Genomic DNA, 10,794 nt, shown 5'->3' with positions numbered 1-10,794 from the left:
ACAACACCACTGGTGGGGTAATCCCCCACAGGCTGCAACACAAGCGAAACAGCAACCCGCTTATTCTTAACAGTAACTTTCTGACTAGCCCTATTATTACCCTGGTTAGCATCAGCAAACGCAGACATCGCAGAAGCTGTAAAATCACGGCTGTTAGCCTCAAACAACCCAGCCTCACCTGTAACAGTCACCGTAACACTACCCCCAGCAGGAATCCGCGGTATAGTTGCTGTCACCGTGTGACTGTTTGCGTTGTACACCCACCTGGCAGGGCACATAGCACGCCCTGTGGTGGTACACGTCGAGTTGTCTGTGGCGTTTGTTTTCACAAACCCGTCCTTTGGTAGCTGAATAGTAACAGGCACATTACTTGCCTCGTTCCCACTAGCTGCTACCACAAACGACACAGCCACAGACCCACCACCATTAACACTCACACCACCACCAGCAGCAGTAACCGCAACATCAACAGGAATCCGCTCAACCTCCAACCGTATTTGAGCAGTACGTTGGCTGGTGATGTTTGATTCTGTTACCACAATAGGTGTATTCGTTTTCCATCTCCAACCAGCAGAAACCATACCCTTGTTAAGAGTCACAGTACAATTACTACCCACATCAACCATGTCATGCAACACCCTATCCCACCTGCCGTTTGCTAGCTCGTTGTGTTTCAGAGTAAACATCAAAGTTTTCCTGCTTGGCTGGCCACCAGGAAAAGTACACACAACATCACCTCTTACAACAACCTGTCCTTCAGTAAGCCCCACAGGCTGAAACGAAGCCTTCAACACCGTTTTACGAGAAATAACCCGAAACGTGGCTTCGGAAGGAATACCAGTGAAAGTGTCATAATGACCGAAAGGATTAGGGCTAACACCAGTTTTATCGGCACGAAACTGAATATCTCCAGAAACAGTAGTAGCAACCCGATGATCCACATTAACCACATTCGTGGCAGTACCCTTTATTGAAATAGAATCAAAAAACCCCGCATCATTAACAAAACCAGGATACACCTTAAAACTAGCTGCAACCGAGTGTGACATCCTGTTATAGGAAAACTGATAATCCTTTAATGAGCAAGATAAATCAAACCCCCCTGTGCAATTCTTCAAGAAAGGACCTCTAGTTAGTGTTTCCTGTGATATTGCAAACCCGGCGGGTAGTTGAATATTCACCCTAACTGTAAGATCATAATTTTCCCCATACATCTGCTTCAGCTGGTCTATCAGATAGGTTTTTGCTTGGTTATAGTCTGTTGTTACCTTTATATTAACCGCTTCACCGGGAAAATATGATCGTTTATCAGTTGTTGTTACACTTTTAACTATTTGCTCCAAAACTGTGGTGCGGTTTATTCCGGCCGGCAGTTGTGTAGTGTGCGGGGGGTTTGCTGCTGGTTTGGTTTTGCTTGTGTTGTTTGCACCAGTGTTGCCTGGCAGGCTGCCGGTAGTTGTGGTGGGTTTAACAGGTTCACCACCAGCTTGCAGCATGGTGTTTTGCCCGGCTGCAACACCCACCCCAGCAACGGTTTGCCCTGTTTGCGCACTAACTAGTGTGCTGAACACCAGCACCAGTGTGAGAATGTTTGAAACAACACCCCGTGCCTGCAACAGCAAAGAAACCACACCAGTCAAAACAACCTCCAAACAAACACCCCTATTAAGAGCTTCAGACCCTAACATCCAAAATAAACCACCATTAAAACTACCCCCCCCCGGAAAAGTCAAACCAAACAACCCCCTACACACCACCAACACCCGCACCAAACCCACTAAAACAAAACCCCCAATACACACAACCAGCAAAATAAACACTAAACCGACACAAAACCACACCTTGTAAAAACCCCACCATACACAGCCGCACACTGCCAGCACCCGTCACAAACCCACTAAACCAAAACACTACCCACGCACCCAACACAACAAACCAAACCGACACAAAATAATGCATCAATCACGATAAAAAGTCACCCACAAAGTGAGCAACTAATTCATATAGCCTTCATCTTTCAACGCTACAACGCTAGCTACAGTGAAATCTGATCAACCCTTTCCATATATTCGTCATTAGACAAATCAGCTTTTGGCAATCACCAGCAGCCTAAACCCCGCTCAGCTCTCGTAAGCGAGCCGCGCTGGCTGCGGCTCGGACTTTAATATCCGCCGCATCAAGTGTCAAATAGCGACCCTCGCTGTAAAGATGCCGCCCAGCAACCCACACCTCGCAAACATCGCGTCCACTCGCGGCAAACACAATGTGCGAGAGTAGATTATCGTGCGGAATCGCATTAATACCCGTCACATCGAGCGCAATAATATCCGCCTGCATTCCAACCTCAAGCTCGCCAGACTGCGCAAACCCGATCGCCCGCGCACCACCCGCGGTTGCCACGTTAAACACCTCACGCGACGTCACCGCGGTAGAATCCTGCCGCGCGCCACGGTGTAGCACAGTTGCCAGTTTCATCTCCTCAAACAAATCGAGCGAATTATTGCTCGCCACAGAATCAGTGCCCAGGCTAACTTTCGCCCCCGCCGCCAGCCACTCCGGAAACATAGCAACCCCGTTACCCAGCTTCAGATTCGACACCGGGTTATGCGACAGCGTAACCTGCGCAGCTACCATATCCGCGATCTCCTGCGGCTCCAGGCAGACGCAGTGCGCCGCAAGCGTGCGCACCTCAAACAGCCCCAGCTCACGCATATAACTTGCGGGGTGCAAGCCGGTGCGCGCTAGCATCTGCTCGGTTTCTGCGGGCGACTCGGCAATATGAGTGTGAATGGGAATCCCGCTCTGCTTAGAAAGCGCGATGATCTGCTCGAAATACTCGCGCGGCACAGAATACGGCGCGTGCGGACCGTAGTGCACAATAATTTGCCCGCTGTTTGCATAGTGCTCAGCAAGCTTCGCGGTGTGCGCCAGCTCGGCCGCACCCGTGCGCGAGGTCACACCTGGAAACATGGAAGCGTCGGGGGTTGTTACAGCAACCGCTGCGGCAACTCTCATACCCGCCCGGCGCACGGTCTCCAAAAGCTCGTAATCCCAGTAGTACATGTCGGCAAAAGCGACCGTGCCCGTCGCAATCATCTCGAGCATCGCCAGTTCCAAGCCAGCGCGCACGTCGTCGTGAGTGAGGTGCTGCTCGAACGCCTGCACCTGCGCCAGCCAGGGCATAAACCCGTTATCGTCATCAACCCCGCGCTGCAGGGTCATTGCCGAGTGGGTGTGTCCGTTGGCTAGCCCGGGCATTAGCACCCTGCCTGCGAGGTCTTTTACAACGGAATTGGCTGGCGGATCACCGAGCTTGCGCTGCTCACCCACCGCGATTATTTTGCCATCTGCAAACCAGAGCTCGGCGTTGCAGACGGTGCGCTGTTTAGTTATTAGAGCATCAGCCCGTAGCACTGTTACGGGGGTGTCACAGTATGTGCCCTGTGTGTTAGCGCAGCTCGTGCTCTGTGCGCTAACAGTGCCCCACTCGCTAGTCCAGCTCTCACCCTGCTCACTAGCAGCGCCCACACCCTGTGTGTTTTCGCTCATTTTTGCTCTCCTTACCAGCCGAGTGTTGCGCTCATACCGCAATCAACAACAATATTTTGCCCCGTTATCGCGCCCGCCGCGCAGCTCGCCAGCATCACGCACGCCGCCGCAACATCGCTCGCTTCAACCAGTCTGCCAAGCGGAGCGTGTCGTTGCCAGCTGGCAACGCCGCTCGGCCACTGCTCGGCGATTCCCTCGCGCGATATCAGCCCGGGTGAAACCGTGTTCACGCGAATCCGCCGCCCGCCCAGCTCCAGCGCCGCCGCGCGTGCCTGCATAATCAGCGCCGCTTTGCTGCTCGCGTAGTGCGCGTGTCCGACCGCCGGACGCAGCCCCTCAATCGAAGCGATGTGCGTCAACCACCCGCCGGGAGTCATCAGCCGCGCCGCCGCGCGCGTCAGCTCGTGCGCCGCGGTGACATTAATGTCAAACATTTGCCGCCAGACAGCGCTGTCTAGCTCGTTATACTCGTGCACCGCCTGCCATCCGACGCAGTTCACAATCCCGGTTATTGCACCCAGCTCACACGCCGCAGACTGAACCACCGCGGTAATCAGCTCGGGCTTTGCAAAATCAGCAACAATAATTGGCGGATCCTCAAGACCCCTGCCCGCAGCAACATTTTCGGGCAAATCATCCAAGCAGCCGATGCCGCTCTGAGGTTGATCAGCAACCCCGCCCGCAGCGACAGCCCTGACGCATCCGCTGCCACTCTGGGGCACGTCAGCAGCCCCGCGCGCAGCGGCGCACCGCTCACCAACCGCACCCGCCGCAGCGCCGTATTTTTCGCACGCCGCACACACCCCGACGCGCACTTTTTGCGCGGAGGCGGCACTGCTTGCGTGCAACACCACCCGCGCGCCACGCAACATAAAAATTGCTGCCACTGCTGCGCCCAGGTTACCGCTCGCACCCGTGACAAAGACTTTCTGACCCTGCAAATCTGGCAAATGCCGCAGTTCGTATTTCATTCTCAGCTAAGCTCCAAAACGCCGCCGCCTGCGCGAAAAATCACGCAGCGCGCGCAATAAATCAACCTCGCGCAGATCAGGATAAAGCGCCTCAACAAAGTAAAACTCCGAGTGCGCAGCCTGCCAGATCATAAAATCACTGAGCCGCTGTTCACCAGAGGTTCTGATAATCAGCTCAGGATCCGCCTGCCCGCCCGTCCACAGGTGCTCACCTATGCGCTCGGGTGTTAGCCAGCTGGCCAGATCGTCAAGTTCGCCGCCGCGCTCGCGGTATCTTTGCACCGCTGCGTGCACCGCTGCGGTGATCTCGCTGCGACCGCCGTAACCCACTGCGAGATTCACGTGCAGCCCGGTTGCGTGAGGATTAGCTCGCTCAGCATCCTGCAGCGCTGCGGTTAGCTCCACAGGTAGCAGGGACACATCACCAACGTGCTTCACCCGCCAATTTTTGTTACCCGCCAGGGTTTTTGCCAGCTCGGCGATAATCAAGAACAGGTCCTGCAGCTCTTCGCTGGCGCGACCGGTGAGATTGTCGGTTGAGAGCAGATACAGCGTCACCGTGGCAACGTTGGCGCTCTCACACCACTTCAGAAACTCGGGAATTTTTTGCGCCCCCGCGCGATGCCCCGCTGCGGCAGCCTCCGCGAGCCGCAATTTTGCCCACCGCCGGTTGCCGTCAACGATTACCGCAACGTGTTTGGGTGTGTTTGCCGGGTCTATTTGCGAGCGCACACGGTTTTGGTAGAGCTGATAGAGCAAACCGCCCAGCATCTTGTCAAAACCTTTTACAACCATGTATCTATCGTACCGCGCGCGGGTTGGAAGCGGATGTTTCACGCGCGATCCCAGACGCGCGCCACATACACGCGCCACACGCTCGCTCCCACAACGCACCCCTTAGGTGTGCAACTGGCAGCAAGCCGGTGTGTCACACGGATTCACAGGGCGCGCAACAGGCTGCTTCACACGTAGCCGCAGGACGCGCAACAGGCTGCTTCACACGTAATAACCGGGCACGCAACACACTGCCGTAAATGTGCCACGTACAATAACCGGGCAAACATCTGTTTCACACACAAGCAAACACAAAACCAGCGCGTGTTGTGCATTTTGAGCCACGCTGTGCGAAAATAGATTGAATGCTTTAAAGTAACAGGCTGTGGCGCAGTTTGGTAGCGCACTTGACTGGGGGTCAAGGGGTCGCAGGTTCAAATCCTGTCAGCCTGACAATGCTGGCGCGCAAATCGCGCCGCCATCTCGCTCGTATAGCGCCGCTATCTCGTCCTTATAGCGTATCCGCACAGCATCCCTGCCGCATCCGCGCAGCGCCGCTATTTTGTCCGCTCATTACCCCGACCTCGCCCGCATAACACCCCACTTCACCCGCGCAGCACCTAAACCTCACCCGTATAGAATTGTGACATGAGCAATACGGGTGAACACAGGCTAGCTTTATCAGAATCGGGAGATGCCTGGGTAACAGCCGCCGACGGCGCACAATACTGGGGCAAATACGGCGCAGCAGGAGTGCTCGCCTACGATCCGTCGCGCGGATTTCTGCTGCAACACCGCTCACCCCGCACCGCTGCTGGCAACACCTGGGGTATTCCCGGCGGTGCCAGACACCGCTCCGAAAACAGCCTCACCGCAGCGCTGCGCGAGGTCGCCGAAGAGTGCGGCATCGCCCCGCAAAGCCTCACCCCGCTCTACGCGCACCGTGTCAACAAAGGCGGGTGGCATTACACAACAATAATTGCGCTCGCAGATAGCACCGCCGAAGCTACTCCGCTCGACTGGGAGAGCCTTGATTTTAGGTGGATTCCAAAGCATGAGCTGCCCGATTATCCGCTGCATCCCAATTTCGCACAAGCACTGCCGCACCTGCTGCCGCTCTTTGAGAGCCGCCACGCAATTGTGGTCGATGCGGCAAACGTGATTGGCGCGATGCCAAACGGCTGGTGGCGCGATCGCGGCAAAGCTACAGCGGATTTCATTGCGCAGCTCACAGCAACGCTCCCGGCGGGTGTTCCCCCAGAACTGTGCGGAATAAGCGGGCTTAGTGCGCCCGGAATGCACAGGTGTTATCCGCGCTGGATTGTGGTTACAGAGGGCGCGGCCAACAGTGCGGTCGAGGTCGCGGCTGAGAACACCCCCGCAACCGCGCAGCATACACAAATCGCACAGGCTGCGGGCAGCGGCGACGATGAACTAGTACACCAGGTGCAGGCTTTAATTAGCGAAAACTACACGGTAACCGTGTGCACAAGCGACAGGGAGCTAAAATCGCGCGTCACAAGCATCGGTGCGCGCACTCAGGGCGCTAAAACCCTCTGGCAGCACATCGCAACCGCCGCACAGGAAAAACCCGCCGCGCAGTAGCTCACAGCACCCCTGCTACTGCTCGCACCACACAGCAACATAACACAGCGATTCATAACATCCTCACACAACAAGCGACCAGCGCCTAATAACCACAGCACCGCGCACCAACTGCACGGCGTTAACTACCGGCGCTGCCGCTTCTCGCGAATGCGCATATTCAGCACAATCGGCGAACCCTCAAAGCTGTAGCGCTCGCGCAGTCGGCGCTGAATAAACCGACGATACTGCGGATCTAAAAAGCCCGTTGTAAACAGCACAAAGGTTGGCGGGCGATTGGCCGCCTGCGTGCCAAACAGCACGCGCGGCTGTTTCCCGCCCCGCAGCGGATGCGGATGCTCCTGTACCAACTCCGCCAAAAACGCGTTAAACTTCGCGGTGGGGATCCGCTGATCCCACGACTCGAGAGCGGCTTCAAGCGCCGGCACGAGCTTCTCCATGTGCCGCCCGGTGCGCGCGGAAATGTTAACCCGTGGCGCCCACGCCACGTGATCGAGATCCTGCTCAATTTCGCGCTCCAGATAGCGGCGGCGGTCGTCATCGAGCAAATCCCACTTGTTAAACGCGAGCACAAGCGCCCTGCCCGACTCCAGCACAAGATCGATAATCCGCAAATCCTGATCGCTGATCGGCTCGGTCACATCAATCAGCATCACCGCAACCTCGGCCTTCTCAAGGGCCGCGGCGGTGCGCAGTGAGGCGTAAAAATCAGCTCCGCGCTGCTGGTTGACGCGGCGGCGAATCCCGGCGGTATCAACAAATGTCCACACGCGCCCGGCAATTTCGACCTGCTCATCAACGGGGTCACGGGTAGTGCCCGCAATATCGTTCACAACAACGCGCTCTGCGCCAGCGGCTCTGTTAAGCAGGCTTGATTTGCCCACGTTAGGGCGACCCAGCAGGGCAACCCGCCGCGGTCCGCACAATAGCGGATCCCCATACGCCGACTCGCGCGGCAGTTTGCGCATAACAGCGTCGAGCAGATCCGCCACACCCCTGCCGTGCAGGGCAGAAACCGGATATGGCTCGCCCAGCCCCAGCCCCCATAAAGAGGCGGTTTCTGGCTCAAAAACCGCGTCGTCAACCTTGTTAGCAACCAGGAAAACGGGCTTTTTGGCGCGCCGCAGCAACTGCACAACACGCTCGTCAGTAGCTGTTGCACCGACGCGACTGTCAACCACGAACAGCACCGCATCGCACAGCTCTATTGCAATTTCTGCCTGATCGGCTACAGAGCGGTCGATACCGCGCGCGTCCGGCTCCCAGCCGCCGGTATCAACCAGCGTGAAGTTGCGGTCCTGCCAGTTTGCCGCGTATCGCACGCGGTCGCGCGTCACCCCGGGAACGTCTTCAACAACGGCCTCACGCCGCCCGATAATTCTGTTTACCAGCGCGGATTTACCCACGTTGGGGCGCCCCACAATCGCAACAACCGGCGGATTTTCAAAGCTTATTTCAGAATCGTCAGGATCCATCTCACTAAGCAGCTGAAAATCTGTTTCGTCAAGCTCAAAACCGCTCAGATTTTCGCGCAGCACGCGGGTGCGCTCTTCGGGCGTTACAGCGTCATTAAGCGCGGTGGAATCAAACTCTGCCACCTCAGTGTTATCGGCGGTGGCGTTATCGCGCGCGTTATTATCAAGCACGGCGCTATTGACCGCGGCGCTATCAGCCGTGGCATCTGACAGCTCTTGACCGCTAAAATTGTTTTTGTTTTGACCCTCAGTCATCTTTCCTCAATTCTAAAACTGCTATAGATTCTACCGCGAACTGTTTGAGCGCTCGCCCGCGCCCGTATGCTCGCCACGCTCAACCAATCGCCGCGCAGGTGCGCCCGCAGGTGCGCACAGCTCAAAGCTCCCACACGCTCGCACACAGTCAAACAAACACGTCTCGGCACGCGCTCTCGCGCGCTATTCGCGCCACCCCGCACTAGCCCGCAAGCTTAGCTCGCACGCACTGCACAACCGCTGCGACTGCCTGCGCAAAGTTCATTTCGCTCGTGTCAATCAGCTCTACCCCGGGCAGCGGATTCATAAAATCCACGTTCTGCATATCTTTCGCATCGCGCACAAGCAGATCCGCTTGCACCTGCGCAACCGACAAGTGCGACAGTTCGCCCTGGCGCCGCGCCGCGCGCACAGCCGCATCCGCCGTTAAAATAATACGCACCGGTGCATCGGGCGCGACAACGCTCGTAATATCACGCCCCTCTATAACAACCCCGGCGATCTGGCTAGTCGCCACCCGCCGCCGGAACCGCTCGTTAAGCGCCGCGCGCACGCTCGCATATCCTGTTATTTTAGACACCCGCGAGGTCACCTCGGCGGTGCGAATTTGCGCGCTCACGTCAGTGCCGTTGAGCCGCACAGGGTAGGTGGCGGCAAACGGCAGGTCAATCTCGACCGCAGCGAGCGCCTCCAGCACCGCCGCTTCGCACACGGCATCAACGCCCTGTTGCATTAAATGCAGGGTGAGCGCGCGGTAGGCAGCTCCGGTGTCGAGTGTGCCGTATCCGAGCAGGACAGCGGATGCCTTAGCCACGCTAGATTTACCGCTCCCCGCGGGTCCGTCAATTGCCACCAGCACAGTCTCTGCTCCCGGTGCAAGCTTTTTTAGCTCCGGTTTTGCGGCGTTTTGCGCGGTATTTTTTTCGTTAATGCGGTCTGTCATCTATTTTTCCCGCCTATACGATCCGCCAGGATCTCTCAGTGAGCCCCGCAACCGCGCGCTCTTTAGCCTCCGGCAGCACACAAATTTCAATAAACCCGATTTGCGCGCCCGGCGAGTGCTCGAGCCGCATATCCTCCATGTTGATTTCTAGCTCCTCGAGATCGGTGAAAAGCTGCGCCAGCTGGCCCGGGCGGTCGTCTATAATCACGGTGAGCTGCTCAAAAGTGTTACTGGTGCCGTGTTTGCCCGGGATTCTGCTCGCCCCGTCGCCACCCGCGGCAAGCAGGGTTGCAATTTGCCGCCGCGCCCCGCGCGCTTCAGGATCACGCAACGCGTCCAGAAGCCCCGCCAAATCACGCTGCACGCCCTCCAGCAGCGCCACAATAGGCTCGCTGTTGGCGGTTAAAATCTGTGTCCACAAAAGCGGATCCCCGCTCGCGATCCGCACAGTATCACGCAAGCCCTGCCCTGCCAGCTGCAAATTTTCGCGCGGCACATCCAAAAGCTGCGCCGCGGTTAGGCTCGCTATAATCTGCGGCAGGTGCGACACCGCGGCGACCGCGCTGTCGTGAGCTGCCGGATCCCACCGCACAGGCACCGCGCCGAGCGTTAACGCCAGCGATTCAACGAGCCGCAGTGCGCTCGCAGCAGCCAGCTCGTGCGCGCAAACAACCCAAGGGCGCGCCGTAAATAAATCGGCCCGGGCGCGGATCGCCCCGCCCCGCTCCCGCCCTGCCATCGGATGCGAGCCGATATACCGTGCAAGATCGGCTCCCGCAGCACGCAACTGCGCAAGCGGCAGCTGCTTCACACTCGCAACATCGCTCACAATCGCCTCGGGAAACTCGCGCAGCGCGACCAGCACCGCCTCTGCGGTGTACTCTGGCGGGGTTGCGACAACCACCAGCTGTGGTAGCGGATCGCCATCCCGCCGCGGCGTGCCCGCGCCGTAATCTGCAGCCAGCGCGAGTGCTGTTGGCGATACGTCGGCGAGCGTTACCCTAGTGTTTTTTACTGTGAGTGCCAGCCCGATGCTCGCACCCAAAAGCCCCGCGCCAACAATGTGCACAACCCCGGAAAACTGCTTGTTCACGATCTGTTACCTCCGTCAGCTGGTTTTCCGCTTGCACGAGCGCCGCTATTTTTACCGCCTGCGCGAGCGCTGTTGTGCTGACTTCTTATGCGGGCACCGCCGCTCCTACCCCCTGTGCGGGGCCGATCC

8 protein-coding genes and 1 tRNA gene are annotated in these 10,794 nt (G+C 57.5%); 2 read left to right on the top strand and 7 right to left on the bottom strand.

The window, feature by feature from the left end:
- The 4 genes from KJY78_RS04330 to uppS form a co-directional block, all read right to left on the bottom strand.
- Positions 1 to 1,688, bottom strand: a 1,688-nt coding sequence (locus KJY78_RS04330; RefSeq protein WP_214337380.1) for a DUF5979 domain-containing protein, incomplete at its 3' end; no start/stop codon positions are given.
- Positions 1,689 to 2,109: 421 nt separating this feature from the next.
- The gene (locus tag KJY78_RS04325) at positions 2,110 to 3,549 is read right to left on the bottom strand and encodes an amidohydrolase family protein (protein WP_214337379.1); all 1,440 of its coding nucleotides are present in this window, start codon (positions 3,547 to 3,549) and stop codon (positions 2,110 to 2,112) included.
- Between the two features lie 11 nt (positions 3,550 to 3,560).
- On the bottom strand, positions 3,561 to 4,520 hold the full coding sequence (locus tag KJY78_RS04320; RefSeq protein ID WP_214337378.1) for an SDR family NAD(P)-dependent oxidoreductase: 960 nt from the start codon (positions 4,518 to 4,520) through the stop codon (positions 3,561 to 3,563).
- 6 nt (positions 4,521 to 4,526) lie between these two features.
- Positions 4,527 to 5,291 carry a polyprenyl diphosphate synthase gene (uppS, locus tag KJY78_RS04315; protein WP_214337392.1) on the bottom strand — a complete coding sequence of 255 codons (765 nt, stop codon included), beginning with the start codon at positions 5,289 to 5,291 and terminating at the stop codon, positions 4,527 to 4,529.
- Positions 5,292 to 5,673: 382 nt separating this feature from the next.
- Here uppS and KJY78_RS04310 point away from each other — a divergent pair.
- Together KJY78_RS04310 and KJY78_RS04305 are read left to right on the top strand one after the other, a co-directional pair.
- A tRNA-Pro gene (locus KJY78_RS04310) sits at positions 5,674 to 5,747 on the top strand.
- Between the two features lie 195 nt (positions 5,748 to 5,942).
- Positions 5,943 to 6,899, top strand: a complete 957-nt coding sequence (locus KJY78_RS04305) for an NUDIX domain-containing protein (RefSeq protein WP_214337377.1) — start codon at positions 5,943 to 5,945, stop codon at positions 6,897 to 6,899.
- Between the two features lie 125 nt (positions 6,900 to 7,024).
- On the opposite strand, the gene der is transcribed toward KJY78_RS04305, so the two are convergent.
- From der to KJY78_RS04290, 3 genes are all read right to left on the bottom strand, one after another.
- Positions 7,025 to 8,587, bottom strand: coding sequence for a ribosome biogenesis GTPase Der (gene der, locus KJY78_RS04300; RefSeq protein ID WP_431732329.1), 1,563 nt, complete (start codon positions 8,585 to 8,587; stop codon positions 7,025 to 7,027).
- 244 nt (positions 8,588 to 8,831) lie between these two features.
- Positions 8,832 to 9,572, bottom strand: coding sequence for a (d)CMP kinase (gene cmk, locus KJY78_RS04295; protein ID WP_214337376.1), 741 nt, complete (start codon positions 9,570 to 9,572; stop codon positions 8,832 to 8,834).
- Between the two features lie 13 nt (positions 9,573 to 9,585).
- On the bottom strand, positions 9,586 to 10,665 hold the full coding sequence (locus tag KJY78_RS04290) for a prephenate dehydrogenase (protein ID WP_348771193.1): 1,080 nt from the start codon (positions 10,663 to 10,665) through the stop codon (positions 9,586 to 9,588).
- Positions 10,666 to 10,794 lie beyond the last annotated feature (129 nt).

This window comes from Canibacter zhuwentaonis (assembly GCF_018531145.1).
Lineage (GTDB): Bacteria > Actinomycetota > Actinomycetes > Actinomycetales > Microbacteriaceae > Canibacter > Canibacter zhuwentaonis.
The sequence above is the reverse complement of the archived record's forward strand: the minus strand, read 5'-3'. Positions and strand labels throughout refer to the sequence as shown.

What these genes read in the sequence shown, in the direction of transcription:
- KJY78_RS04325 (WP_214337379.1), bottom strand. Translation starts at nt 3,549, where the DNA reads ATGAGCGAAAACACACAGGGTGTGGGCGCTGCTAGTGAGCAGGGTGAG.
- KJY78_RS04320 (WP_214337378.1), bottom strand. Translation starts at nt 4,520, where the DNA reads ATGAAATACGAACTGCGGCATTTGCCAGATTTGCAGGGTCAGAAAGTC.
- uppS (WP_214337392.1), bottom strand. Translation starts at nt 5,291, where the DNA reads ATGCTGGGCGGTTTGCTCTATCAGCTCTACCAAAACCGTGTGCGCTCG.
- KJY78_RS04305 (WP_214337377.1), top strand. Translation starts at nt 5,943, where the DNA reads ATGAGCAATACGGGTGAACACAGGCTAGCTTTATCAGAATCGGGAGAT.
- cmk (WP_214337376.1), bottom strand. Translation starts at nt 9,572, where the DNA reads ATGACAGACCGCATTAACGAAAAAAATACCGCGCAAAACGCCGCAAAA.